The sequence below is a fragment of the Dokdonella sp. genome (genome assembly GCF_019634775.1).
Lineage (GTDB): Bacteria > Pseudomonadota > Gammaproteobacteria > Xanthomonadales > Rhodanobacteraceae > Dokdonella.
Genome location: NZ_JAHCAS010000001.1, coordinates 342,820 through 368,296 on the forward strand (window position 1 = coordinate 342,820; position 25,477 = coordinate 368,296).

Genomic DNA, 25,477 nt, shown 5'->3' on the forward strand with positions numbered 1-25,477 from the left:
CGGCTCCACCGTCTCGCCGCGATACCTGCCTTTCCATGCGGAGCGCCACGACCATGCCCTTCGACAGCATCCTCGACACGATCGGCCGCACCCCGACCGTCAGACTGCAACGGCTCGCACCCAAGCACGTCGATCTCCACGTCAAGGTGGAGTCGTTCAACCCGGGCGGCTCGGTCAAGGACCGCCTCGCCCTCGCCATCGTGCTCGATGCCGAACAGTCCGGCGCACTCAAGCCCGGACAGACCATCGTCGAGGCGACCTCGGGCAACACCGGCATCGCCCTCGCCATGGTCGCCGCTGCCCGTGGCTATCCGTTCGTCGCGGTGATGAGCGAGACCTTCTCGATCGAACGGCGCAAGCTGATCCGCGCCTACGGCGGCAAGGTGATCCTCACGCCGGCTGCCGAGCGCGGCAGCGGCATGGTGCGCAAGGCTAGCGAGCTCGCACACAGGCACGGCTGGTTCCTTGCCCGCCAGTTCGACAATCCGGCCAATCCGGCCTATCACCGCAATACCACGGCGGCCGAGATCCTGCGCGAGTTCGCCGGACGCCGGCTCGATCACTTCGTCACCGGCTGGGGCACGGGGGGAACCCTGACCGGCGTCGGCGAGGTCCTGCGCGTGGCCCGCCCCGAAGTCGAGATCATCGCCAGTGAACCAGCCGGCGCTGCCTTGCTGTCCGGACAGGAGTGGAAGCCGCACAAGATCCAGGGCTGGACGCCCGACTTCATCCCTGCCGTACTGAACCGCGAAGCGGCGCATCGCATCATCCCGGTCGACGACATCGTCGCCCGCGACACCGCGCGCGCACTCGCCGCGCAGGAAGGCATCCTCGCCGGCCTCTCCTCGGGCGCGACACTCGCCGCCGCACTCGAAGTCGCCAGAGGCGCGCAGGAAGGCTCGGTGATCCTTGCCATGCTGCCGGACACCGGCGAACGCTACTTCTCGACGATCCTGTTCGAGGGTGTCAGCGACGCCTCCGACGACGATTGGCTCGCTACGCTCACCTGAGGACTGGTGCGATTCCCTGTGCCGACATTGGTTTCCGCTGAAAGCGACTCGATCGATCCGCGACGCGTACTGTGCGCGTGATCATGGTTTATGTACGACTGTGCGGATATTCTCCCCACGCCGTGCAAGTGGGGATGGCCATGATTCGACGCACCCTGATCAACGCAGCCGGTTTCGTGCTTCTGATGGTGGCGACGGTCGCGGTGGCGCAAAGCCATCGTCCCGACGCGATGTTGCGCCATGGTTTCGAGAGTGCGGCCGACGGGCCCTACAGCGATGCCGAGGCGGCGCGCTTCCTTGCCCAGGCGACATTCGGGCCGACCCTGGCCGACATCGCCCACCTGCGCGCGATCGGCTATCGCGCCTGGATCGACGAGCAGTTCGCCCAGCCGGTGGCGACGCAGATCCCGTATCTCGACTGGGTCAACGGCATTCCCGGCAACGACGTCACCGACGGTACGCGCGTCGAGGCCTGGACGATCAATGCGCTGGGTACCCCCGATCCGAGCCGCGGCATGGCGCGACCGACCGATCAGTTGCGTCAGCGCATGGCTTTCGCACTCAGCGAGATCTTCGTCGTCTCCAACAAGAACGGCACCCTGGTGTACCAGCCGTGGGCCCTGGCCAGTTGGTACGACATGCTCGCCAACAACGCCTTCGGCAACTACCGCGAGTTGCTCGAGGACGTGACCCTGCATCCGGCGATGGGCATCTACCTCACCCATCTCGGCAATCAGAAGTACAACGAGGCGCTGAACATCCGTCCGGATGAGAACTATGCGCGCGAAGTCATGCAACTGTTCTCGATCGGTCTCGTCCAGCTCAACCAGGACGGCACGCCGGTCCTGGTCGGTGGCCAGCCACAACCGACCTATGACCAGGCGACCGTGCGCGGTCTCGCCGCCGTGCTGACCGGTTGGATCTGGAGCAACGAGGGCTGCGGACCGGGCTCGTATGTCTGCTGCACGGCTGCCACGTTCAATTACTGCGGACCGTACAACGATTACGACCGGCCGGTCTGGCGGCATCCCATGCAGCCGATCGAGGCCTTCCACGACAACACCAGCGCGAAACAGCTGCTGATCTATCCGGGCGTGGCCCTGCCCGGTGGCGTGCTCGCTCCGGGCGGCAATGCGCAGACCGAACTCACCGTCGCACTCGACAACCTGTTCGGACATCCAAACATCGGCCCGTTCATTGCCAGGCGCCTGATCCAGCGTTTCGTCACCAGCAACCCGACCCCTGCCTACGTGCAGCGTGTCGCTGCAGCATTCGCCAACAACGGCAGCGGTGTGCGCGGCGACCTCAAGGCGATGCTGCGCGCGATCCTGCTCGACCCCGAGGCGCGCTTCGGCCAATGGTTCAATGCAGAACGCTTCGGCAAGCTGCGCGAGCCACTGATCCGCAACACCCATCTTTGGCGTTCAATGGACGCGATCGCGCCGAGCGGGCGCATCGTCACCCTCACACCATACCCGGCGATCGAGGACTGGTACGGACAGGGCCCACTGAGTTCGCCGTCGGTGTTCAATTTCTTCCGACCCGACTTCCGCGCGCACGGCGAGATCAGCGCACGCGGCCTGGATTCGCCGGAGTTCCAGATCGTCAGCGATTCCTACATGGTCAGCACCGCCAACCGCCTGTTCAGTGTGTCACTGTGCTGGTACCGCACGGGCACGAACTATGACGGCAGTTGCTGGGCCGACAATTTCAACGGCAGCCGCACGCTGTACCTCGATATCGGTCGCGATTCGACGCTGGCGACGAACGATCCTGCCGGCCTGATCGAGCGCTACAACCTGCTGTTCATGTCCGGACAGATGTCGCCGTTCATGCGCGAGACGCTGCTGACGCGGCTCAACGCGATCAGCGGCAACAACCGCGCCCGCCTGCGCATCCAGCATGCGCTGTACCTGATCCTCAATTCGCCCGAATACGTGGTGCAGAAATGAGCACGTCAATGACAAGCCGCCGCCGATTCCTCAAGCACAGCGTTGCCTCGCTCGCCGGCGCGGGCCTGTTTGGCGCCTTCGGCAACCTGCGTGTGCTGGCCGCCGCGGCCAACCAGTACGTGTTCCCCGCCGGCGACTTCAAGGCGCTGGTCTGCGTCTACCTCAATGGCGGCAACGACAGCTTCAACAGCATCGTGCCGTACTCGACCCAGGCCTACGCCGACTACCGCAGCTCGCGCACCGTGCTGATCGCCAACGGCGGACTCGCCTTCGACCAGGCCACGCTGGCGGCAAATGCGTTGAATCCGCTCGCGGCGAGCGGCGGTCTGCCCGGCGGCCTGCCGTCCGATGGCGCGAGCTACGGCGCGCATCCGGCCCTGGCCGAGCTGCGCGGACTGTTCAACAGCGGCCAGGCAGCAATCATCGCCAATGTCGGCACGCTGTTGCATCCGACCAGCCAGGCCGCCTACCAGAACGGCAGCGTGGCCGTGCCCCCGCAACTGTTCTCGCATTCGGACCAGACCACCTACTGGCAGACCTCGCGCCCGGACGATGCCAACGCGAACGGCTGGGGCGGGCGCATCGCCGACCGCATGCAGGCGGCGAACACCGGCGCTATCCCGGTGTGCATCTCGCTGTCGAACAACAACCTGTTCCAGCGCGGCGATGTCGTCGACAACTATTCGGTGTCGCCGAGCGGCGTCGAGAAGATGAGCTATCTCGGCGGAGGACCCGAGTCCTGGGTGATCGGCGCACCCGGGCAGAACCAGGCGGGCATCGCCGCATGGGATGCCCTGCTCACCGAAGGCTCGCAGCAGCACGTGTTCGAACGCACCTATGCCGACCGTGCACGCAGTGCGGTCGCCAGCTACGGCATCGTCGATGCCGCGTTGTCCGCTGCGCCGCCACTGGCCACGCCGTTCCCGGATTCGTCCCTAGGCGCACAGCTGAGGATGGCCGCCCGCCTGATCCAGGTACGCGGCGCACTTGGCATGGCCCGCCAGATATTCTACGTCTCGGTCGGCAACTACGACACGCACAACTACCAGGTCGACCACCAGCACGACAACCTCGCCCAGCTCTCGCAGGCACTTGCCGCCTTCCACGCGGCCACGGTCGAACTCGGCGTGGCCGGTTCGGTGACTGCCTTCACCGCCTCGGATTTCGGTCGCTCGCTGGCATCCAATGGCGATGGCACCGACCATGGCTGGGGCGGCCATCACTTCGTCGTCGGCGGTGCCGTGCGTGGACAGCGCTTTTACGGACGCATGCCTTCGCTGCGCGCGAACAACAATCCGGATGAAACCGGCTTCGGCCAGATCATCCCGACCACCGCGCTGGACCAGTACGCGGCAACCCTCGCCGCCTGGTTCGGCGTCAGTGCCGGTGACATCGCCGACATCTTCCCGGCGTTGTCACGCTTCGACACGCCGAATCTCGGGTTCATGGGCTGAGCGCCCGCGGGGGGACGCCTTCAGGCGCGAGACCTGTCAGGGATGTTCTTTATTCAGGACCACAACGCGCGGATCGCGGCAATGCCCTGGGCACCGCCGGCGCGGGCCGTGGCGATGTCGGCCGAACCTAGGCCACCCAGTGCATAGACCGGCAGGCGAGCCTGGGTGATGAGGGCGCGCGCGGCGTCCCAGCCGAGTACCGGTGCGCCCGGATGGCTGGCCGTTGGCAGCACCGGCGCCAGCGTGGCGAAGTCGGCACCAATGCGCGCGGCATGTTCGAGTTCGTCCTCGTCATGGCAGGAAACACCGACCAGGCGTGATGCCGGCAAGGGGCGTGTGTCGAGCCGGCGCGCGATGGCGGCAGGCAACTGCACTCCGTCGAGACCGAGCACCTCGGCGAGCATCCAGTCGGCATGCAGCAGCAGCTTCGCCTCGTGCTTCCTGCACAGTTCACGCGCCATGCGCGCAAGGGGAGCGACGCGTTCGCGTGGCGCATCCGGCAGGCGCAGGTCGACCAGGCGGATGCCGGCGCCCAGCGCACGTTCGAGCCCGGCAAGGAACGGCATGTCATCCGCAGGATCGACGTCGGGCGTGACCAGGTAGCGGTCGGGCAAGCGCAGCGCGGTCAACACCGGACGATCGGCCGGCGGCATCGATTCTGCGTCGATCGCCGAAGCATCGACCCAGGAGATCGCCTGCGCCTCGCGTGCATTCGGCCGACCGGACCAGGCAACGACTTCCCAGGCATCCAGCACAATGGGTCCGTGCGGGACCGACATCAGCGGTCGTGCCGCCCGTACGTCGATGCCGAGTTCCTCGTCGAGTTCGCGGGTCAATGCGACAAGCGCATCCTCGCCCTGCTCAAGCTTGCCGCCGGGAAACTCCCACAGGCCTGCGTGCTGCTTGCCTTCGGGACGTCGTGCAAGCAGCACGCGGCCGCGCTCGTCGCGCAAGACGCCAGCGACCACGGCGATCGCCGCCGGCGTACTCGTGATCGTCATCTGCCCGCGGTCAGCTCAGCGCGCCGTGGCAGTGCTTGAACTTCTTGCCGGAGCCACAGGGACACGGGTCGTTGCGGCCGACCTTGGGGGCGTCGCGCATGACCGGCATCGCCTGCGCGCGAGCCTGACCTCGGGCCTCGTCCTCCGCGGCGGCGGCGGCGCCACCGAAACCTGCCGGTTCTGCGTGCTGGAATTGCATCGCACGGGCCTGCGCCTCGGCCTGGGCGCGTTGCTGCGCTTCCATCGCCGCAACCTCCTCCTCGCTGCGTATGCGCACACGCGTCAGCAACTGGACGACATCGAACTTGATGCGCTCGAGCATGCGCTGGAACAGCTCGAACGACTCGCGCTTGAACTCCTGTTTGGGCTGCTTCTGCGCATAGCCACGCAGATAGATGCCCTGGCGCAGGTAGTCCATGCTGGTCAGGTGCTCCTTCCATGCATTGTCGAGTACAGACAGCATCACGTGTTTCTCGAGTGAACGCATGGTCTCGTCGCCGAGCAGGGTTTCCTTCTCACGGAACAGGCGTGCGGCGGCATCCTCGACATGGGCGAGCACATCCTCGGCGTCGGCTTCGTCCTGATCCTCGAGCCAGCGCCGGAGATCGAGCTTGAGGCCGAACTCCGATTCGAGCTCGGCCTCGAGCGCGGGAATGTTCCACTGCTCGTCGACCGAGTTCGGCGGCACGTGGCGGCGCACGAGCTCGGCGAACACGTCCTGCCGGATCGCCGCGACGGTCTCGCCGATGCCTTCGCTGTCGAGCAACTCGTTGCGCTGTTCGTAGATGACCTTGCGCTGGTCATTGGCAACGTCGTCGAACTCGAGCACGTTCTTGCGATAGTCGAAGTTCTGTGCCTCGACCTTGCGCTGCGCATTCATGATCTGCTTGGTCAGCATGCGATCTTGGATCGCGTCGTCTTCCTTCATGCCGAACATGCGCATGAGGCCAGCGACGCGCTCGCCCATGAAGATGCGCAGCAGGTTGTCTTCGAGGGAGAGGTAGAAACGACTCGAACCCGCGTCGCCCTGGCGGCCAGAGCGACCGCGCAGCTGGTTGTCGATGCGGCGCGACTCATGACGTTCAGTGCCGATGATGCGCAGGCCGCCAATCGCCAGTACGTGATCGTGGCGCTCCTTCCACTCGGCTTCGATTCGCGCACGCTCACCTTCGGGCGTCTCCGGCGGCAATGCGGCGAGTTCGGCCTCGAGGCTGCCGCCGAGCACGATATCGGTGCCGCGACCGGCCATGTTGGTGGCGATCGTCACCGCCTTGGGACGACCGGCCTGGGCGACGATGATCGCCTCGCGCTCGTGCTGCTTGGCGTTGAGGACCTCATGCGGTATGCCCGCCTTGCGCAGCAGTCCGGCGAGATATTCCGAGGTCTCGATCGAGGTCGTGCCGACCAGCACGGGCTGACCGCGCTCCCAGCAGTCCCTGATGTCCTCGAGGATCGCATCGTACTTGTTCTTCGCCTTGAGGAAGACAACGTCAGGTTCATCCCTGCGGATCATCGGCCGGTGGGTTGGGATGACCACGACTTCGAGGCCGTAGATCGACTGGAACTCGAAGGCTTCGGTGTCGGCCGTGCCGGTCATGCCGGCGAGCTTGCGGTACAGGCGGAAGTAGTTCTGGAAGGTGATCGAGCCGAGGGTCTGGTTCTCGCGCTGGATCGGCACGCCTTCCTTCGCCTCGACAGCCTGGTGCAGACCATCCGACCAGCGGCGCCCGGCCAGGGTGCGGCCGGTGAACTCGTCGACGATGGTGACTTCACCGTCGCGCACGATGTAGTCGACATCACGCTGGAACAGCGAATGTGCGCGCAGCGCCGCATTGAGATGGTGGACGACGGCGAGATGCTTGGAGTCGTACAGGCTCTCGTCCTCGCCGAGGATGCCGTCGCGGCGCAACAGCTCCTCGGCATGCTCCATGCCGGCCTCCGAGAGATGTACCTGCTTCTGCTTCTCGTCGACCCAGAAATCGCCCTCGCCGTCCTCCTTGTCCTGGCGCACGAGCTTCGGAACGATGCGGTTGACCTTGACGTACAGCTGGGGAGACTCGTCGGTAGGCCCGGAGATGATGAGCGGCGTGCGCGCTTCGTCGATCAGGATCGAGTCGACCTCGTCGACGATCGCGTAGTTGAGCGGGCGCTGGTAGCGTTGCTCCTTCGACAGCGCCATGTTGTCACGCAGGTAGTCGAAGCCGAATTCGTTGTTGGTGCCGTAGGTGATGTCGGCGGCGTAGGCGCCGCGCTTGTTGCCATGGTCCATGCCCGGATAGACGACACCGACGGTCAGGCCGAGGAAGCCGTAGATGCGGCCCATCCAAGCCGAGTCGCGCCGCGCGAGGTAGTCGTTGACGGTGACGACGTGGACGCCCTTGCCTTCCAGTGCGTTGAGGTAGACCGGCAGCGTGCCGACCAGTGTCTTGCCTTCGCCCGTGCGCATCTCGGCGATCTTGCCCATGTGCAGGACCATGCCGCCGATCAGCTGCTCGTCGTAGTGACGCAGGCCGATCACACGTCTGGCCGCCTCGCGCACGGTGGCGAAGGCTTCCGGCAACAGCGCATCGAGCGTCTCGCCGGCGGCGAGACGCTCGCGGAACTGCCCGGTCATGCCGCGCAGCGCATCGTCGTCCAGCGCCTGGAAACGTGGTTCAAGCGCGTTGATCTTGTCGACATTCGTCTGCAATGCACGCAGGATGCGGTCGTTGCGGCTGCCGAAGATGCCGGTCAGGAGGCGTTGAAACATCGGTGGGGTCGTCCCGTGGAGGGCCGCATGGTCAGCAGGCGGCAAGGTGCGGTTGAGCGAAGCCGGCAATGATAAGGCGCAGCCCACTGCAACACCAAGGGATGCCCTGATCAATCCCAGGCAACTTGGTCTCGAATGCGGCGATTCAAGGGTGCGACAGGGCAGGACCGATTCGCCGCATCGCAGTCAGTCGTCGACCGCGTAACGCGTCGGCGGCTCCCGAAAGCCTCGAAAGCCTGAGGAATCGCGCCTGAAGGCGCCCCCACAGGCGATCCTGCAAGGGCCTTCAGGCGCGCGGCGAGCGGGTTTGGCGCACGTAGGCCATCGGATTGACCGGGCGACCGTTGAGCCAGACCTCGAAATGGCAGTGCGGGCCGGTCGAGCGACCGGTCGAGCCGACCTTGGCGATGACATCACCGATGTGCACACGCGCGCCCACCTCGACGACATTGCGCGAATTGTGCGCATAGCGCGTCATGTAGCCGTTGCCGTGGTCGATCTCGACCGTATTGCCATAGCCGGCGCGGTTGTCCGAATACGTGACCACGCCCTCGGCAACGGCGAGCACGTCGGTGCCGAGGGGCACATCGAAATCGACGCCGAGATGCTGCGCCTGGCGGCCGGTGATCGGGTCGACCCGCACGCCGTAGCCCGAAACGACGTAACCGTGTGCAACCGGCATGCCGGCAGGTAGCAACGCATTGTCGATCTTGCGGTCGAACAGAAGATTCTCGAGCACGCCGAGTTGCGCTTCCTGACGTACGAACTCGGCGCGCAGGTTCTCGATCTCGGCATCCAGCGGCAACGGCGCGCTGGATTGCGCAACCGGATCTTCAGGACCTCCGAGGGCCGGTTCGGTGGCGAAATCGAACTCGCCATCATCGAGCTTGCCCACCTGGGTCAAACGCTCACCGAGCGCGTTGAGGCGCATCGCCTGTGCGCGCAACTGGCCTAGTTGCAGAGCCAGCGCGTCGACGTCGCGACGCGAAACGGCCTCGAACTCGGCCAGCGTGGTTTTCTGTCCGTCGATCAGCGCTCGCATCTCGGCGAGATCCTCGACTGCCGTCGAACGCGGATCGATGGTCAGCATGGCCACGCCGAAGCCGACGCCGGCGAACAGCAGGAATGCGCCGGCGAGGACGGAGCCAAGCAGCAAGCGTCCGCGCAGGCCGCCGAGATCAAGGCAGCGCGGGGTCGAATGGGATTTCGCGACTAGAATGATGTTCATTGCCGACCGCCGAATGGTTTCCGCCATGCAGCCCAGCCGTCCGCCGCGTCCGCATGCCGGCTTCATGCCGGTTGCGGAGTGCGCCGCCCTCGACACGCTCGCTGTGCGCGCGCGCGCCCTGGATGCGCTCGACGGAAGACTTCGCCACCTCTTGCCCGCCACGCTGGCCCGCGAATGTCGCCTCGCGGACGTACGCAACGGACGGCTTGTCTTTCTCGCGACCTCCGCCGCGTGGGCCACGCGCCTCAGGCTCCACCAGGAAGCCCTGCTCGCAGAAGCCCGTGTCGCCATCGGCGACACTGCCACGCAGGTCGTTGTGAAAGTGGCAGCCCTGCCGCCCGTTCCCCCGGAACCGGCAAGGCGGAAGCCTCTTTCCGCTACCGCCGCAAACCATTTGCGGACGGCGGCAAGTTCACTGACGGACCCGGAACTCAGGGCCCTCTTCCTCAACCTGGCTTCCCTCGCCGAATCCGATCCCCAGGCGGAGGCGTGAGCGCCCCTCTGCTGTCCCCGTGAAACGCCGACGACTCCACGCGGGAGTCGTCGTCCGAACCTGTGCTGCCTAGACCGCCTGCGCCGGATGGGCGTAGGAGATCGGGGCCTTGCTTTCGTCCTCGAAACTGACCTCTTCCCACGCGCTGCGATCGGCGAGGAGCGTGCGCAGCAGCGTGTTGTTGAGGGCGTGGCCAGACTTGTAGCCGTAGAACGCGCCGATCAGGCTGTGCCCGAGCAGGTACAGATCACCGATCGCATCAAGGATCTTGTGCTTGACGAACTCATCCTCGTAGCGCAAGCCATCCTCGTTGAGGACGCGGTAGTCGTCGAGCACGATCGAATTGTCCATCGAGCCGCCAAGGGCAAGGTTGCGCTCGCGCAACATCTCGATGTCGCGCATGAAGCCGAAGGTACGCGCACGACTGACTTCCTTGACGAACGAGGTGGTCGAGAAATCGATCTCGCTCGAGGACGTTCGCTTGCTGAACATCGGGTGGTCGAAGTCGATCGAGAAGCCGACCTTGAATCCGTCGAACGGCTCGAAACGCGCCCACTTGTCGCCGTCGCGCACGGTCACGGTCTTCTTGATGCGCACGAAGCGCTTGGCCGCTGGCTGTTCCTCGATGCCGGCCGACTGCAGCAGGAACACGAACGGGCCGGCGCTGCCGTCCATGATCGGCACCTCGGGCGCCGACAGGTCGACATAGGCATTGTCGATACCGAGGCCGGCAATCGCCGACAGCAGGTGTTCGATCGTCGAGATGCGCACGTCGTCCTTGACCAGGGTGGTCGACAGGCGGGTATCGCCGACGTTCTCGCAGCGAGAGACGATTTCCACGGGTTCGGGCAGGTCGACGCGGCGGAACACGATTCCCGAGTCCACGGCGGCAGGGCGCAGGGTCATGTAGACCTTGTCGCCCGTGTGGAGACCCACGCCTGTCGCCCGAATGACATTCTTGAGCGTGCGCTGTCTGATCATATTCTTGTGCTGACCCCTGGGGCAGGAGCATCAAAACGCCGGGGATGCTAGCACAGCGACTTGGTCAGTCCAAGTTCATGCGACGCCAAAAGCCCACATTTTGTTGCTTTCTAGCAACAGCGGGCAGGGTGTGGCGTGATGGCTACAGAGTCAGGTCGTCGGTTTGGCGGCTGGATCGCGTCGTCCTTTCGATTCGGAAAAGCCCGCTGCGACGCCACGCAGCGGGCGGGTTCCTGCATGCCGCGCCTGCCGGTGGCAGCCGGACACAGTGCGCGGGACTAGCCGATCGGTCCCTCGAGGCAACGGGAACACTGACGGAAAACTCCGCAAATCCTCCTCAATCGGCCTGGCGGCGCAGGAACGCCGGGATGTCGAGATAGTCGATCTGCGTGTCCGCCGTCGCCGCGGCCTGCTCGGCCGGGGCCTGGCTGCGGACGAGGCCAGTGGCATGCATCGGCGGCACGGCGGCGTAGTCGACCTCGCCGGTGGTGGCATTGCGCACCACGCGAATCGGCGGACGTGGCACATTGGCGACTTCGCGCTCTGTGCGCAGCACCGGCTGGCGCGCAACGCCGCGATTGAGGCCGGTGGCAACCACGGTCACACGCACCTCGTCCTGCAGTTCCGGGTCGAGCGCGGTGCCGACGACCACGGTGGCATCCTCGCTGGCGAACTCGTGGATGACCTGGCCGATGTCGTCGAACTCGCGCATGGTCAGGTTCTGGCCGGCGGTCACGTTGACGAGGATGCCGCAGGCGCCGGCGAGGTTGACGTCCTCGAGCAGCGGGTTGTTGATCGCCGCCTCGGCCGCCGCCACGGCGCGGTCGTCGCCGCGCGCGCTGCCGCTGCCCATCATCGCCATGCCCATCTCGGACATGACCGTGCGCACGTCGGCGAAGTCGACGTTGATCAGGCCCGGCCGGGTGATCAGGTCGGCGATGCCCTGCACTGCGCCGAGCAGGACATCATTGGCCTGTTTGAACGCACTGAGCAGGGTGACATCGCGACCGAGCACGGTGAGCAGCTTTTCGTTCGGCACGGTGATGAGCGAATCGACGTGCTGGCCGAGATCCTCGATGCCCTTGAGCGCGACCTGCATGCGCCGGCGGCCCTCGAACGGGAACGGCTTGGTGACCACGGCGACGGTCAGCACGCCCATCTCCTTGGCCAGTTGGGCGAACACCGGTGCGGCGCCGGTGCCGGTGCCGCCGCCCATGCCGCAGGTGATGAACACCATGTCGGCACCCTGCAGCAGTTCGACGATACGCTCGCGGTCCTCCAGAGCGGCCTGGCGGCCGACCTCGGGATTGGCGCCGGCGCCGAGACCCTTGGTGACGTTCACACCGAGCTGCAAGGTGTGCTTGGCGCCGCTGTTCTTGAGTGCCTGTGCATCAGTGTTGGCACAGATGAAGTCGACGCCGTCGACATGCGCCTGGACCATGTGGCTGACCGCGTTGCCGCCGCCGCCACCAACACCGATGACCTTGATCACCGCATTCGGTGAGGTCTTTTCATAGAGCTCAAACATGTTCCCGTCCTCCGTCGGCTCTGGCCGTATTGGTTATGTGTTCATGCATGTGCGGTCTCCGAGACCGCCCCTGCGTCTTGCCATCGGCTGGCGTGCCGACGGCACATCCCGGTCCGCCTGGACCCGGGTGTTTTCAACCGCGACCGTTTCGGTCGCCTCGCCGCGCATCCCGCGCGACCGTGCAGCCCAACCCTAGAAATTGCCCTTGAGCCAGTGCGTGACCCGCCCCCACAACCCGGTTCCGGCAACGTCGCCGCGCGCACCGCCGGCATGCGCCTGCTGGCGACTGCCGTACAGCAGCAGGCCGACGCCGGTGGCGTGGATCTGGTTCGAGACGACATCGGCGAGGCCGGTCACGTGCTGCGGCGCGCCCAGACGCACCGGCATGTGGAAGATCTCCTCTGCCAGTTCGACCGCGCCTTCCATCTTCGAAGCACCGCCCGTCAGCACGATGCCGGCGGCGACCAGGCTTTCGTAGCCGGAGCGACGCAGCTCGGCCTGGGCCAGCGAGAACAGCTCTTCGTAGCGTGGCTGCACGACTTCGGCGAGGGTCTGCCTGGCCAGCCGCCGCGGCGGACGATCGCCGACGCTCGGCACCTGGATCGTTTCCTCGGCGTGCGCGAGCTGGGCCAGCGCACAGGCGTACTTGACCTTGATCTCCTCGGCGTGCGCGGTCGGCGTGCGCAGGGCCACGGCGATGTCGTTGGTCACCTGGTCGCCAGCGATCGGCAACGAGGCGGTGTGGCGAATCGCACCCTGGGTGAAGATCGCGATGTCGGTGGTGCCGGCGCCGATATCGACCAGGCACACACCGAGTTCGCGCTCATCCTGGGTCAGCACGGCGAAGCTCGAAGCAACCTGCTGCGGCACGAGGTCGTCGACGCGCAGTCCGCAGCGCGACACGCACTTGCGGATATTGGCCGCCGCACTCATCGCACCGGTGACCAGATGCACACGCGCCTCGAGGCGCACGCCGCTCATGCCGATCGGATGGCGGATGCCTTCCTGCCCGTCGATGACATAGTCCTGCGGCTCGACATACAGACGCTCCTGGTCGGCCGGGATCGCGACCGCGCGCGCCGCCTCGATGACGTGCTCGCGATCGGCCTCGGTCACCTCCCGGTCTCGGATCGGCACGATGCCATGCGAGTTGAGGCAGCGGATGTGGCTGCCGGCGATGCCGGCGTAGACCGAGCGGATCTCGCAGCCGGCCATCAACTCGGCTTCCTCGATCGCGCGCTGGATCGACTGCACGGTCGATTCGATGTCGACCACCACCCCGCGCTTGAGCCCGTGCGATGGGTGCGTACCAATGCCCATGATCTCGACCGGCTGGCCGGGCTCGTGCTCGCCGACGATCGCGACGATCTTCGACGTGCCGATGTCGAGGCCGACGATAAGGTTTTTTTCGGTCTTGGGTTTCATGGGGCCGTGGGTCGGGAATCGGGTGTGGGAAACAGCCGGGAATGGAGCATGGAGAATGGAGAATGGTTTGCCGCCAGAGCGTGCAGCTCTTGCCCGTTTCCCATTCCCGATCCCCCATTCCCCGCGTTGGGCAAGGCCCAGCGCACGGCGAAGCCGTTCTCGTAGCGCAGGTCGACGTAGACCGGCGGACCGCCGGCGCCGGAGGCGAGCTTCGGCCAGACATCGAGAAAACGTTTCAGGCGCGCGTGAGCATCGACGCGACCGATCTCGATCAGTGCGCCGGTACTCAGGGTCAGGGTCCAACTGCCGCGCGGACTCAGTTCGACCGCGCGCACGGCCAGCCCGCTGCCGGCGAATTCACGCAGGATCCCGGCGTGGAAGGCGAGCACGTCGGCGAGACGCTCGTCGGGGCCAGCGAGTTGCGGCAGGCCCTGCATGCCCTCCGCACCCGGTACCTGGAAGATCTCGCCGCTGCGGCTGAGCAAGCGATCCTCACCCCAGTGCGCATACGGCTGGCGCTCGTAGACTGTCATCTGCAGCGTGTCCGGCCAGCGCTTGCGCGCATCGACGCGCTCGACCCAGGGCAGTGCCTCCAGTGCTTTCTGCACATCGCCGAGACGCAACGCGAAGAATCCCGCGCCCAGATGGTTCTCGACGGTCGCCCGGATCTGCTCGGCGCTGACGTGGTTGTACTCGGCGCGCAGCTCGATCTGGCGCACCGGCCAACGATCGGCAGCGAACCATCCGTTGAGCACGCCCACGATCGGCAACCCGACCAGGGTCAGGGCGATGCTCCAGGCGAGGACCTTGACCGGCAGCGACTTCATGCGTCGGCTCCGCCGCCTGGGGAATGGGAAGGAGCAGCGCGCTCCGGCTGCCAACCATTGCCGACTCCCGACTCCCGATGCCCGGCGTTACCCCATTCCCGGACCAGGCTGGTCTCGAGGATGCGCCAGCACAGCTCGTCGAACTCGATGCCGGCGACCCGAGCCGCCTTCGGCACCAGCGAGTGACTGGTCATGCCGGGCGTGGTGTTGACTTCGAGCAGGAAGTTGTTGCCGGCGCGGTCGCGCATGACATCGACCCGACCCCAGCCCGAACAGCCGGCCGCGTCGAAGGCCGCCACGGCGAGCGCGCGGATGTCGGCTTCCGCGCTACCGTCGAGGCCGGGACAGAGATACTGCGTATCCTCGGCGACGTACTTGGCGTGGTAGTCGTAGAACGCAGCTTTCGGCACGATGCGGATCGACGGCAACGCCACGCCATCGAGGATGGCGATCGTCAGCTCGTCGCCCTCGACCAGTTGCTCGATCAGCAGTTCACCGTCGTAGCGCGTGGCCAGTTCGACCGCGCCGGCAAGGTCGGCCGCGGAGAATACGCGCGTGATGCCGACGCTCGAGCCCTCATGCGAGGGCTTGACGATGGCCGGGTAACCGATCGATGCGATCGCCGCACCGATATCGTCGCCCCGCTTCCATGCCACGTAACGCGGCGTCGGCAGGCCGAGCGCCTGCCACACCTGCTTGGTGCGCACCTTGTCCATGGACAGTGCCGAACCGAGCACGCCACTGCCGGTGTACGGCACGCGCAGCGCATCGAGTGCACCTTGCAGCATGCCATCCTCGCCACCGCGGCCGTGCAGGATGTTGAACACCCGCGCATAGTGACCGGCGCGCACAGCATCGAGCAGGGCGGGAATGCCATCGACCGGATGCGCATCAATGCCACGCGCACGCAGCGCGGCAAGCACGTTGCGGCCCGAATCGAGCGAAACCTCGCGCTCGGCAGAGGCGCCACCGAAGGCGACGGCGACACGGCCGAAGACCTTCGCGTCGGTCACGCGCATGGCTTGCCGGGTCATCGGCCGCCCCCCTGTGATTTCAGTTGGCCGACCGAAGCCAGTTCGGCGGCGGTGGCCCCGATGTCGCCGGCGCCGAGCAGGAGCAGCAGGTCACCGTCGGCAAGCAAGGTCGGCAAGGTCGCGCGCAGATCACGCGGATGTTCGACGAGAACCGGATCGACCTTGCCGCGCGCGCGCACGGCGCGGGCCAACGCGCGGCCGTCGGCATTGGCGATCGGTGCCTCGCCGGCCGGGTAGACCTCGGTCAGCACGAGTACGTCGACGTCGGCGAGCACGCGCGCAAAGTCATCAAGCAGGTCACGCGTGCGCGAATAGCGGTGCGGCTGGAAGGCGACGACGAGGCGGTGCCCGGGCCAGCCGCCGCGCGCAGCGGCAAACACCGCAGCCAGTTCGCTCGGATGGTGGCCGTAGTCGTCGACCAGCAACACCTTGCCGCGATCCAGGGCGACCTCGCCGCGCAGCGTGAAACGACGACCGACGCCCTGGAACGCCGCGAGCGCGGTCTGCATGGCCGCTGCGGACACGCCTAGCTGCCAGCCGACCGCGCAGGCGGCCAATGCGTTCTGCACGTTGTGCCGGCCGGGCAGATTCAGCTTCACCGGCACGGCCTCGTCGGCGTCCGGCAGGTGCAGGTCGAAGTGCATGCGCGCGCCGTCCTGGCGCAGGTTCGAGGCGCGCACGTCGGCCGCGCTGTCGATTCCACAGGTCAGCGTGCGCCGCGGCGTCAGCGCGGCCAGCGCGGCGACCTCGGGATCGTCGATGCAGAGCACGGCCACGCCGTAGAACGGCAGGCGGTGCAGGAAGGCCTCGAAGGCCTGCTTCACGCGCGCGAAGTCTCCGTCGTAGTTTTCGAGGTGGTCGGCGTCGATGTTGGTGACGATGGCGATGACCGGCGCGAGCATCAGGAACGAACCATCCGACTCGTCGGCTTCGGCGACGAGGTATTCGCCGGTGCCGAGACGCGCATTGGCGCCCGCCGCGGTGAGTTGGCCGCCGATGACGAAGGTCGGGTCCAGCCCAGCTTCGGCGAGCACGCTAGCGGTCAGGCTGGTCGTGGTGGTCTTGCCGTGCGTGCCGGCAACGGCGATGCCGCGGCGGAAACGCATGAGCTCGCCGAGCATTTCGGCGCGCGGAACGACCGGGATGCGCCTCTCGCGCGCAGCCAGAAGCTCGGGATTGTCATCGGCGATCGCACTGGAGACGACCAGCACGTCGATGTCCTCGACGTGCGCGGCGGCGTGGCCGCGACGCACGTCGATGCCGAGCCCGGCGAGGCGGCGCGTGGTCGGCGAATCGGCGCGATCGGAACCGGATACCGCATAGCCGAGGTTGTGCAGCACCTCGGCGATGCCGCTCATGCCGACGCCACCGATGCCGACGAAATGGACATGGCGGAAGTCCTGCATGATGTCACCGTGCTGGCGCAGCCGCTGCGGCGTCATGCTGCGACCTCCAGGCAGATGTCGGCGATGCGCGCGGCGGCCTGCGGGCGCGCGAGCGCGCGCGCGGCGGCGGCCATGCCGGACAGGCGACCGCGGTCGCGTGCGAGGCCGTCGATGGCCACGCCAATGCGGCGCACGAAATCCTCTCCTTCGGCAACCAGGCACGCGGCACCCACCTCGACCAGCATCTCGGCGTTGCGCGTCTGGTGGTCGTCGACCGCAGCGGGGAACGGCACGAGGATCGCAGCCACACCGGCCGCGCACAGTTCGGCAATGGTCAGCGCGCCGGCACGGCAGATCACCAGATCGGCCCAAGCGTAGGCTGCCGCCATGTCGTCGATGAACGGTTCGATGCGCGCCTCGATGCCCGCCTGGGAATACGCCGCACGCGTCTTGTCGAGATGTTTGCCACCGCACTGATGGCGGATGTCGAGCGCAGGCGCGCTGCCGCGGCGCTGGAACACCAGCGGCAGCTGCGTGTTGAGGCTGGCCGCGCCCTGGCTGCCTCCGAGCACGAGGATGTGCAGTGAACCGGTGTGGTCGGCTTCGCCCGGCGGCGGCATCGCTGCGATCTCGGCACGCACGGGGTTGCCGATCCATTCGGCACCGGGCAGCGCACCGTCGAAGCCGCCAAGCACGCGACGCGCCAAGCGTGCCAACAGGCGGTTGGTGAAACCGGCGACGCGGTTCTGCTCATGCACGACCAGCGGACGCTTCAGCAGCCACGCGGCGATGCCGCCCGGCGCCGCAGCGTAGCCGCCCATCGACAGCACGCTGCGCGGAGCGAGGCCGGCGATCAGGCGGCGCGCAGCCAAGACCGCGCGGGCGAGGCGCAGCGGAGCGAGCATGAATGCGAGCAGGCCCTTGCCGCGCACACCAGAAAAATCGATCGTCTCGAGTTGAATGCCGGCGCCCGGCACGAGCTGCGACTCGAGGCCCTTTCGACCACCGAGCCAAACCACGGGCACGCCGCGCGCGAGAAGCTCGCGCGCGACCGCGATGCCCGGAAAGATGTGACCGCCGGTGCCGCCGGCCATGATCAGTACGGGCGCGCTCACGCCGGCGCTCCGCTGGGCTCGCCAGACTGCACGGCCTGCACGGCCGCCGCTTCGGCGCGCGAAAGCTCGAAACTGACGCGCGCGAGCACGCCGATCGCGAGACAGGTCATCAGCACGCTCGAACCACCCGAACTGATCAGCGGCAAGGTCAGGCCCTTGGTCGGCAGCACGCCGAGATTCACGCCGATCGACACCAGCGCCTGCAGCGACAACATCAGCGAGATGCCGAAGGCCGAGTAGCCGGCAAACCGCAGGCCACGCTCGACCGCACGCAGACCGATGCTGAAGCCGCGCCCGACCAGCCAGGCGAACAGCACGAGCACGAGCACGATCCCGGCAAGACCGAGCTCCTCGGCGATCACTGCGAGGATGAAGTCGGTATGCGCCTCGGGCAGATAGAACAGCTTCTGCACGCTCGCGCCGAGGCCGACACCGAGCCATTCGCCACGACCGATCGCGATCAACGCCTGGGTCAGCTGGAAGCCGTCGTTGAACGGATCGGCCCAGGGATCGAGGAACGACTTCAGACGCTTGAAGCGGTATTCCTCGAAGATCGCCGCCCAGGCGATTGCCGGTGCGACGACCGCACCGAGCATCGCGAGGTTGCGCAGGCGCGCACCACCAAGCCAAACCATGCCGAGCGACACCGCCATCAGCAGCATCGCGCTGCCGAAATCCGGCTGCGCGAGGAGCAAGCCGACCAGCAGCACGCCGATGCCGAGCGGCTTGAACACACCGAACATGCTCGACTGCAGGCTGTCGCGGTGGCGCACCAGGTAGCTGGCGAGATAGGCGATGAAGATCAGCTTGACCGCCTCGACCGACTGGAACCCCGAAATGCCCAGGTTGATCCAGCGCCGCGCACCATTGATGCGTGTGCCGATGCCGGGCACGAACACGAGCAACAGCAGGACGATGCCGAATACGAGCAGGATGCCGGCATGGCGTTCGATCCATTCCAGCTCGATCTTCGCCACCGTGATCGCCAGGGCAACGCCCAGCGCGAGAAACACGAGGTGGCGGATCAGGTAGTAGAACGGCCCGATCTGCTGGTTGTCGGCGACCGCGATCGAGCTCGAGGCGACCATGATCGTGCCGAGACTGGCCAACGCGATCGCGCTCAGCACGATGCCGGCGTCGTAGCGCCCCTTCGCATCGCTGCGTCGCGTGGCCTGGGTATTGGCGGTCGTGGCGAACATCAGCGCACCTTCAGAGTGGCCAGGCCAACGAGCACAAGAACGACACTGATGATCCAGAAGCGCACGATCACGCGCGGCTCCGGCCAGCCCTTGAGCTCGAAGTGGTGATGGATCGGCGCCATGCGGAAGATGCGTTTGCCGGTGAGCTTGAAACTCGCCACCTGCAACATCACCGACACCGTTTCGATGACGAACACGCCGCCCATGATGATGAGCACGATCTCCTGGCGGACGATGACCGCGATCGTGCCGAGCGCGGCACCGACCGCGAGCGCGCCGACATCGCCCATGAAAACCTGCGCCGGATAGGTGTTGAACCAGAGGAAGCCAAGTCCGGCGCCGGCCATCGCCCCGCAGAAGATCGCCAGCTCGCCGGCACCCGGGATCGACGGAATCTGCAGGTAGCTCGAAAACACCGCGTTGCCAGCGAGGTAGGCGAAGGCGCCGAGTGCTGTGACCACGAGCACGCTCGGCATGATCGCCAGGCCGTCCAGCCCATCCGTCAGGTTCACCGCGTTGGAGAATCCGACGATCATGAAATACGCGAGGGGTACGAAGGCGATGCCAAGTGGGATCGCCACGCTCTTGAACACCGGCAGGTAGAGCACGGTCTCCGCGGGCGTCTCGGCGGTCAGATACAACACCACGGCAACGGCGAGGCCAAACACCGACTGCCAGAAGTACTTCCAGCGCGCGGCAAGACCACGGCTGTCCTTCAGCACGAGCTTCTTCCAGTCGTCATAGAAGCCGATGCCGCCGAATGCGATCGTCACGCCGAGCACGAGCCAGACGTGACGGCTGTGGATGTCCATCCACAGCACGGTGGCGATGATCACGGCGAGCAGGATCAGGCCGCCGCCCATGGTCGGCGTGCCGGCCTTGGCCAGATGCGTCTGCGGGCCGTCGTTGCGGATGACCTGGCCGGCCTTCAGTTCGGCCAGCTTGCGGATCACCATCGGGCCGACCAGCAACGACACCGCCAGCGCGGTCAGTGTGCTCATGATCGCGCGGAAGGTCAGGTACTGGAACAGATGGAAGCCGCTGTACCAGTTGCGCAGCAGGTCGGCGAGTTCAAGCAGCATGGCGGCCTCCCGGTGCGGCATCGGCGCTGAGTGCGGCGACGACGCGATGCATCCCCGAGCCATGGGAGCCCTTGACCAGGGCGGTGGTGCCGGCGCCGAGTTCAGCGCGCAGCGCATCGACCAGGGCAGCCTGGTCGCGGTGGTGCGCGGCATTCGCTCCGAATGCCTCGACGGCAGCGGCGCTGAGCGGACCGACCGCATGCAGGCGCTCTATGCCTTCCTGTTTCGCCAACGCACCGATGCGGGCGTGCAAGGCAGGCGCGTCGGGGCCGAGTTCGAGCATGTCGCCCATCACCAGCACGCGCGTACCGGGCTCGGCGGCGAGCGTGGCGACGGCCGCGGCGAACGAGCCCGGATTGGCGTTGTAGCTGTCGTCGATGAGCACCGCGCCATTGGCCAGCGCGATGCGTACGTTGCGACCCGGCACCGGCGTGGCTGCTTCGAGGCCGGCCTTGATCGTCGCCAGCGGCACGTCGAGCGCATGCGCGATGGCCGCCGCGGCAAGCGCGTTGCCGATGTTGTGCCGGCCCGGCAGGGCGAGCTGCACCTGGGTCTCGCCCTGCGGCGTGACCAGCACGAACTGTTGCGCCGGCGCGCCGACCTCGAAGCGCGCACCGATTTCTGCCGGCGTGGTGAGGCCGAAGCGTACGATGCGGCGCGTGCCGGCCAGTTCGACGAAGCGCGGCGCGTAAGCCTCGTCGGCATTGATGACGGCGATGCCGTCGGCCGGCAGCTGCGCGTACAGCACGCCCTTGGTTTCGGCGATCGCATCGAGCGAGCCCATGCGCTCGAGATGGGCTGGAGCGATGTTGTTGACCAGTGCGACCGACGGCCGCGCAATGCGCGCGAGGTAGTCGATGTCGCCCGGCTTGCCGGCGCCCATCTCGAGCACGACGTAGTCGCTGTCGGCCGGTGCCGAGAGCAGGGTCAGCGGCAGGCCGATCTCGTTGTTGAAGCTGCCACTGTTGACGTGAGTACGGCCATGGCGTGCAAGGATCGATGCAGTCAGTGACTTGACCGTGGTCTTCCCGTTGGATCCGGTGATGCCGATCACGCGAGCCTCGCGTGATGCACGCACACCGCGCGCGACGTCACCGAGCGCGACCAGCGTGTCGGCAACCACGACTTGCGGCAAGTCGGTTTCGAGTGCATGGTCGACCAGCACCGCCGCCGCGCCGCCTGCGCGCGCCGCATTGGCGAAGGCGTGGCCGTCGTGGTGCTCACCGCGCAGGGCCACGAACAGCGCACCGGGCGCGAGCGTGCGTGTGTCGGTCGACACCGTGCCGATGCGCACGGCGGCACCGATCAGATGTCCTTCGCACCAGCGCGCGACGTCGGCGAGATCGAGGTTCAGCATGGCCGCCCCTCCAGCACCGCGTCCACGACGGCACGATCGTCGAATGCATGGCGCACGCCGGCGACTTCCTGATAGCGCTCGTGGCCCTTGCCGGCGACGAGGACGACGTCATCCGCGCCGGCCATGCCGATCGCCATGGCGATCGCGCGCGCGCGGTCGCGCTCGACGCGCACCGCTCCCGCGTCGGCGAAGCCGGCGACGATGTCGGCGATGATCGCATCGCCGTCCTCGCCGCGCGGGTTGTCGTCGGTGACCATGATGGCGTCGGCGAAGCGCTCGGCGATCGCCGCCATCTGCGCGCGCTTGCCGGTGTCGCGCTCTCCGCCGCAGCCGAACACGCAGACCAGGCGCCCGGCGCAATGCGCACGCAGGCTCGACAGCGCCTGCTCGAGCGCGTCCGGTGTGTGTGCATAGTCGACCACGACCAGCGGCTGGCCATGGTTGCCGCCAAGGCGGTTCATGCGTCCTGCCACCGGCTCGAGCATGGCCAAGGTCGCCGCGATCGCCTCGAATGCGTAGCCGAGCGCATGCAGGGCTCCGGCAACGGCAAGCAGGTTGGAGACATTGAAGCGACCGAGCAGGCGCGTCGCCACCCGGCCTTCGCCATCAGGCAAGCGAAGCTGGAATCGCAAGCCGCCGGCCGGCGTCTCGATGGCGCTCGCCGATACCGGCGCGACGGCATCGTCGATGCCATAGGCGAGTGCGCGCACCCCGGCCGGAAGGCTCGCCAGCAGCTCTCGACCGAAGGCATCGTCACGATTGATGACGGCGTGGCGCAGGCCCGGGAGCGCGAACAGGCGTCGCTTGGCGGCGCCGTAGGCTTCCATCGTGCCGTGGTAGTCGAGGTGATCACGACTGAGGTTGGTGAAGACCGCCAGGGCGAAGTGCGTCCCCTCTACGCGACCCTGTTCGAGCGCATGCGAGGACACCTCCATCGCCACGTCGGTCGCGCCGGCAGCGCGGAACTCGGCGAACAGTCCTTGCAGGGCGATCGCGTCGGGCGTGGTGCGCTCACCGGGATGGAAGTTTTCCGGCAGACCGGCACCGAGTGTGCCGATCGTCGCTGCGCGGCGGCCGAGATGGCCGAGTGCCTGGGCCAACAGCTGTACGGTCGAGGTCTTGCCGTTGGTCCCGGTAACCCCGCTGACGCGGATCGCCTGCGACGGTTCGCCGTGAAAGCGCGCAGCGATCACACCGACTTCACGATGCAGGCGCTCGATCCACACGATCGGCACGCCGGGCGCATCGATCGGTTCGGCCGGTGCCTCGGCGAGCACGACGACCGCCCCGCGCGCGACCGCGGCGGGCGCAAAATGGATGCCGTGCGCGCGCGTGCCGCGCAGGGCGAAGAATGCATCTCCGGCGCGCACACTGCGCGAATCGAGGCTGAGACCACGCACGACGACATCACCGGCCGCCGCAGGCAGAGCGGCGCCGGTGATGAGTTCACGCAGGGGCAGGCCGGCACTCATTGCGGCACGGCCTCCTCGTAGTTCGGCTCGTCCGGCGGATAGTCCGGCGGAAGACTCGTCGCGCCGATGGCATGCCCCATGTCCGGGGAACCGGCATACCAGCGCTGCACGTTGTCCGGGGCGACGTCGAGCAGGCGCATCGCCTCGTTCATGACCTTGCTGAACACCGGTGCCGAGATCAGGCCGCCGAAATAGGCGCCGCCGCGACCGCCACCCGGATCGTGGATCACGACCACACCGACCAGGCGCGGTGCGCTGGCCGGCACCATGCCGGCGAACAACGACACGTAGCGTTTCTCGTAGCCGCCGCCGATGGCGCGGCGCGAGGTGCCGCTCTTGCCAGCGACGCGATAGTTGGGCACCGCTGCACGCAGGCCGCCGCCCTCGGGACCAACCACGGTCTCGAGCATGGCGATGACCTGCCCGGCGATGTGCGGATCGACCACCGCGCTGTCCGGATTGATGGCGCCCTTGACGAAACCCGGCTGGCGCAGCCGCCCGCCGTTGGCCAGCGCGGCGTAAGCCTGAGCGAGTTGCATCGGCGTGACGCTGAGGCCATATCCGTACGAGATCGTCGCCTTCTCGGTCGGGCCCCACGCCTTGGCGACCGGCAGCAGACCCGGCGATTCACCAGGAAAACCGCAGCCGGTGACCTCGCCGAAGCCGAAGCGGTGGAACACGTCGTACATGTGCTCCGCACTCATCGACATCGCCATCTTGGTCGCGCCGACGTTGCTCGACTTGGTCAGCACGCGGGTGACGTTGATCGGCCCGAAATTGCGGATGTCGCCGATCGTGTAGCCGCCCGGCAGGGTCATCCTGCCGGGCGTGGTATCGATCGGCGTGTCGGGCTTCCAGCGCCCGCTCTCGAGCGCGGCGACGACGGTGAACGTCTTCATCGTCGAACCGGGCTCGATCACGTCGGTCACGCCGCGATTGCGGCGAAACGCCGGTTCGGCACTGCCTTTCGCGTTCGGGTTGAACGAAGGCTGGTTGACCATCGCCAGCACTTCACCGTTGCTGACGTCGAGGATCACCATCGAACCCGAAGAAGCGTTGTGTTCGAGGATCGCGGCCTTCAGTTCGCGGTAGGCGACGTACTGGATGCGACGATCGATCGACAGGGTAAGGTCGCGGCCGGGCTGCGCTTCCTTGAGCAGTTCGACATTCTCGACGACATGGCCGAGACGGTCGCGGATGACGCGCTTGACGCCGGGCTTGCCGGCCAGCCAGTCGTCGAAGGCGAGCTCGAGGCCTTCCTGACCGCGATCGTCGATGTTGGTGAAGCCGAGCGTGTGGGCGAGCACTTCGCCACTTGGGTAGTAGCGGCGGAAGGCGCGTTCGCTGGCCACGCCGGGAATCTTCAGCGCGAGCAGTTCCTCGGCGGCATCGGGATCGACCGGACGCTTTAGGTACATGAACTCCTTGTCGCGACGTTGCAGCAGGCGTTCGGTCAGCGCGTCCAGACTGACCCCGAGCGCCCTGGCCAGTTCCGGCAACCGATCCGGCGCGGCCAGCAATTCCTGCGGATTGCCCCAGATCGATTCGACCGGTGTCGACACCGCCAGCGGCTCGCCGTTACGGTCGAAGATCGTGCCGCGCGACACGGCGATCGGGATGTCGCGCAGGTAACGCGCGTCGCCCTGGTCCTGGTAGAAGTCCTTGCGCACGACCTGCAGGTCGACCGCGCGCACGATCAGCGCGGTCGAGGCAAGCACGAGCACCATCAGCACGGTGTACAGGCGCGCGCGCAGATTGGCCGGCTTGGCGCGCTTCATGGCGAACCCCGGCGGATTCGCGTGCACGCGCAAGCCTGCGCCTGCGCGCAGCCACGAAGACGACCGCCAATGGCGGCGCCTGCGGATGTCGCCCCGCTGACCGGGCGTCCGTTCATGACTGTGAGTTCCCCCTCACCGTCGTCCTACCGTCTTGTCACGACCATCTCCGCGGGGCCCGGCGAAACCATGCCGAGGCGCCCACGGGCGATCTGTTCTATTCGATTGTTCTCGGCCCAGGTCGCCTGCTCGAGCTGCAGGCGTCCGAACTCGTAGTTGAGGTCGTCGCGTTCACTGGTGAGGCGATCCAGCTCGATGAAGTGGCGGCGGCTTTCGTGACGCGCGTAGACGATGCCGATCGAACTGGCGACCACCGCCGCAGCCAGCAACAGCAGCAACGCCACACGCAC

General features: G+C 66.8%; 20 protein-coding genes. 4 read left to right on the plus strand and 16 right to left on the minus strand.

Annotated features, from left to right (window positions below; translation table 11 throughout):
- Positions 1-53 precede the first annotated feature (53 nt).
- From cysK to KF907_RS01490, 3 genes are all read left to right on the plus strand, one after another.
- Complete coding sequence (gene cysK, locus KF907_RS01480; RefSeq protein ID WP_291217440.1) at positions 54-1,010, plus strand: cysteine synthase A; 957 nt, start codon at positions 54-56, stop codon at positions 1,008-1,010.
- Between the two features lie 140 nt (positions 1,011-1,150).
- Complete coding sequence (locus tag KF907_RS01485) at positions 1,151-2,962, plus strand: DUF1800 domain-containing protein (RefSeq protein WP_291217442.1); 1,812 nt, start codon at positions 1,151-1,153, stop codon at positions 2,960-2,962.
- An 8-nt stretch (positions 2,963-2,970) separates the two neighbouring features.
- Positions 2,971-4,416 (plus strand): DUF1501 domain-containing protein, encoded by a 1,446-nt coding sequence (locus KF907_RS01490; RefSeq protein ID WP_291217444.1) that lies wholly within the window; start codon positions 2,971-2,973, stop codon positions 4,414-4,416.
- A gap of 53 nt (positions 4,417-4,469) precedes the next feature.
- Here the strand turns inward: KF907_RS01490 and KF907_RS01495 are convergent, their stop codons facing one another.
- From KF907_RS01495 to KF907_RS01505, 3 genes are all read right to left on the minus strand, one after another.
- On the minus strand, positions 4,470-5,411 hold the full coding sequence (locus KF907_RS01495; RefSeq protein ID WP_472843844.1) for a Nudix family hydrolase: 942 nt from the start codon (positions 5,409-5,411) through the stop codon (positions 4,470-4,472).
- Between the two features lie 16 nt (positions 5,412-5,427).
- Positions 5,428-8,166 carry a preprotein translocase subunit SecA gene (gene secA / locus KF907_RS01500; RefSeq protein WP_291217448.1) on the minus strand — a complete coding sequence of 913 codons (2,739 nt, stop codon included), beginning with the start codon at positions 8,164-8,166 and terminating at the stop codon, positions 5,428-5,430.
- Between the two features lie 286 nt (positions 8,167-8,452).
- Positions 8,453-9,394, minus strand: coding sequence for a M23 family metallopeptidase (locus KF907_RS01505; RefSeq protein WP_291217450.1), 942 nt, complete (start codon positions 9,392-9,394; stop codon positions 8,453-8,455).
- Here KF907_RS01505 and KF907_RS01510 point away from each other — a divergent pair.
- Entirely contained in the window at positions 9,387-9,887 is a 501-nt protein-coding gene (locus KF907_RS01510) for a DciA family protein (protein WP_291217452.1), read from the plus strand. The two genes, KF907_RS01505 and KF907_RS01510, sit on opposite strands and share 8 nt — an antisense overlap.
- A gap of 69 nt (positions 9,888-9,956) precedes the next feature.
- Here the strand turns inward: KF907_RS01510 and lpxC are convergent, their stop codons facing one another.
- The 13 genes from lpxC to ftsL all read right to left on the minus strand — a co-directional run bounded on the left by lpxC (position 9,957) and on the right by ftsL (position 25,477).
- Entirely contained in the window at positions 9,957-10,868 is a 912-nt protein-coding gene (gene lpxC, locus KF907_RS01515; protein ID WP_291217454.1) for a UDP-3-O-acyl-N-acetylglucosamine deacetylase, read from the minus strand.
- A 337-nt stretch (positions 10,869-11,205) separates the two neighbouring features.
- The gene (gene ftsZ, locus KF907_RS01520; protein WP_291217456.1) at positions 11,206-12,396 is read right to left on the minus strand and encodes a cell division protein FtsZ; all 1,191 of its coding nucleotides are present in this window, start codon (positions 12,394-12,396) and stop codon (positions 11,206-11,208) included.
- Between the two features lie 192 nt (positions 12,397-12,588).
- Positions 12,589-13,821: a cell division protein FtsA gene (gene ftsA, locus KF907_RS01525; protein WP_291217458.1), complete on the minus strand. Its 1,233-nt coding sequence runs from the start codon at positions 13,819-13,821 to the stop codon at positions 12,589-12,591.
- Entirely contained in the window at positions 13,818-14,648 is an 831-nt protein-coding gene (locus KF907_RS01530; RefSeq protein WP_291217460.1) for a cell division protein FtsQ/DivIB, read from the minus strand. The genes ftsA and KF907_RS01530 overlap by 4 nt, the downstream gene beginning before the upstream one ends.
- The gene (locus KF907_RS01535) at positions 14,645-15,682 is read right to left on the minus strand and encodes a D-alanine--D-alanine ligase (protein ID WP_291217462.1); all 1,038 of its coding nucleotides are present in this window, start codon (positions 15,680-15,682) and stop codon (positions 14,645-14,647) included. Before KF907_RS01535 ends, KF907_RS01530 begins: the two co-directional genes overlap by 4 nt.
- Positions 15,679-17,124: a UDP-N-acetylmuramate--L-alanine ligase gene (murC, locus tag KF907_RS01540; RefSeq protein WP_291217464.1), complete on the minus strand. Its 1,446-nt coding sequence runs from the start codon at positions 17,122-17,124 to the stop codon at positions 15,679-15,681. The genes KF907_RS01535 and murC overlap by 4 nt, the downstream gene beginning before the upstream one ends.
- Positions 17,121-18,161, minus strand: a complete 1,041-nt coding sequence (gene murG / locus KF907_RS01545; RefSeq protein WP_291220205.1) for an undecaprenyldiphospho-muramoylpentapeptide beta-N-acetylglucosaminyltransferase — start codon at positions 18,159-18,161, stop codon at positions 17,121-17,123. Before murG ends, murC begins: the two co-directional genes overlap by 4 nt.
- Before the next feature lie 17 nt (positions 18,162-18,178).
- Positions 18,179-19,381, minus strand: coding sequence for a putative lipid II flippase FtsW (gene ftsW / locus KF907_RS01550; RefSeq protein ID WP_291217466.1), 1,203 nt, complete (start codon positions 19,379-19,381; stop codon positions 18,179-18,181).
- Entirely contained in the window at positions 19,381-20,463 is a 1,083-nt protein-coding gene (gene mraY, locus KF907_RS01555; RefSeq protein ID WP_291217469.1) for a phospho-N-acetylmuramoyl-pentapeptide-transferase, read from the minus strand. The genes ftsW and mraY overlap by 1 nt, the downstream gene beginning before the upstream one ends.
- Positions 20,453-21,820, minus strand: coding sequence for a UDP-N-acetylmuramoyl-tripeptide--D-alanyl-D-alanine ligase (locus KF907_RS01560; protein WP_291217471.1), 1,368 nt, complete (start codon positions 21,818-21,820; stop codon positions 20,453-20,455). The genes mraY and KF907_RS01560 overlap by 11 nt, the downstream gene beginning before the upstream one ends.
- Positions 21,814-23,292, minus strand: coding sequence for a UDP-N-acetylmuramoyl-L-alanyl-D-glutamate--2,6-diaminopimelate ligase (locus KF907_RS01565; RefSeq protein ID WP_291217473.1), 1,479 nt, complete (start codon positions 23,290-23,292; stop codon positions 21,814-21,816). The genes KF907_RS01560 and KF907_RS01565 overlap by 7 nt, the downstream gene beginning before the upstream one ends.
- On the minus strand, positions 23,289-25,070 hold the full coding sequence (locus tag KF907_RS01570; RefSeq protein ID WP_291217475.1) for a peptidoglycan D,D-transpeptidase FtsI family protein: 1,782 nt from the start codon (positions 25,068-25,070) through the stop codon (positions 23,289-23,291). Before KF907_RS01570 ends, KF907_RS01565 begins: the two co-directional genes overlap by 4 nt.
- A gap of 143 nt (positions 25,071-25,213) precedes the next feature.
- Positions 25,214-25,477 carry a cell division protein FtsL gene (gene ftsL, locus KF907_RS01575; protein WP_291220207.1) on the minus strand — a complete coding sequence of 88 codons (264 nt, stop codon included), beginning with the start codon at positions 25,475-25,477 and terminating at the stop codon, positions 25,214-25,216.

Bases quoted from the DNA above. Each gene is read 5' to 3' on its own strand.
- cysK (WP_291217440.1), top strand. From the start codon at position 54: ATGCCCTTCGACAGCATCCTCGACACGATCGGCCGCACCCCGACCGTC.
- KF907_RS01485 (WP_291217442.1), top strand. From the start codon at position 1,151: ATGATTCGACGCACCCTGATCAACGCAGCCGGTTTCGTGCTTCTGATG.
- KF907_RS01490 (WP_291217444.1), top strand. From the start codon at position 2,971: ATGACAAGCCGCCGCCGATTCCTCAAGCACAGCGTTGCCTCGCTCGCC.
- secA (WP_291217448.1), bottom strand. From the start codon at position 8,166: ATGTTTCAACGCCTCCTGACCGGCATCTTCGGCAGCCGCAACGACCGC.
- KF907_RS01510 (WP_291217452.1), top strand. From the start codon at position 9,387: ATGTTCATTGCCGACCGCCGAATGGTTTCCGCCATGCAGCCCAGCCGT.
- KF907_RS01505 (WP_291217450.1), bottom strand. From the start codon at position 9,394: ATGAACATCATTCTAGTCGCGAAATCCCATTCGACCCCGCGCTGCCTT.
- lpxC (WP_291217454.1), bottom strand. From the start codon at position 10,868: ATGATCAGACAGCGCACGCTCAAGAATGTCATTCGGGCGACAGGCGTG.
- ftsZ (WP_291217456.1), bottom strand. From the start codon at position 12,396: ATGTTTGAGCTCTATGAAAAGACCTCACCGAATGCGGTGATCAAGGTC.
- ftsA (WP_291217458.1), bottom strand. From the start codon at position 13,821: ATGAAACCCAAGACCGAAAAAAACCTTATCGTCGGCCTCGACATCGGC.
- KF907_RS01530 (WP_291217460.1), bottom strand. From the start codon at position 14,648: ATGAAGTCGCTGCCGGTCAAGGTCCTCGCCTGGAGCATCGCCCTGACC.
- KF907_RS01535 (WP_291217462.1), bottom strand. From the start codon at position 15,682: ATGACCCGGCAAGCCATGCGCGTGACCGACGCGAAGGTCTTCGGCCGT.
- murC (WP_291217464.1), bottom strand. From the start codon at position 17,124: ATGACGCCGCAGCGGCTGCGCCAGCACGGTGACATCATGCAGGACTTC.
- murG (WP_291220205.1), bottom strand. From the start codon at position 18,161: ATGGCCGGCGGCACCGGCGGTCACATCTTTCCGGGCATCGCGGTCGCG.
- ftsW (WP_291217466.1), bottom strand. From the start codon at position 19,381: ATGTTCGCCACGACCGCCAATACCCAGGCCACGCGACGCAGCGATGCG.
- mraY (WP_291217469.1), bottom strand. From the start codon at position 20,463: ATGCTGCTTGAACTCGCCGACCTGCTGCGCAACTGGTACAGCGGCTTC.
- KF907_RS01560 (WP_291217471.1), bottom strand. From the start codon at position 21,820: ATGCTGAACCTCGATCTCGCCGACGTCGCGCGCTGGTGCGAAGGACAT.
- KF907_RS01565 (WP_291217473.1), bottom strand. From the start codon at position 23,292: ATGAGTGCCGGCCTGCCCCTGCGTGAACTCATCACCGGCGCCGCTCTG.
- KF907_RS01570 (WP_291217475.1), bottom strand. From the start codon at position 25,070: ATGAAGCGCGCCAAGCCGGCCAATCTGCGCGCGCGCCTGTACACCGTG.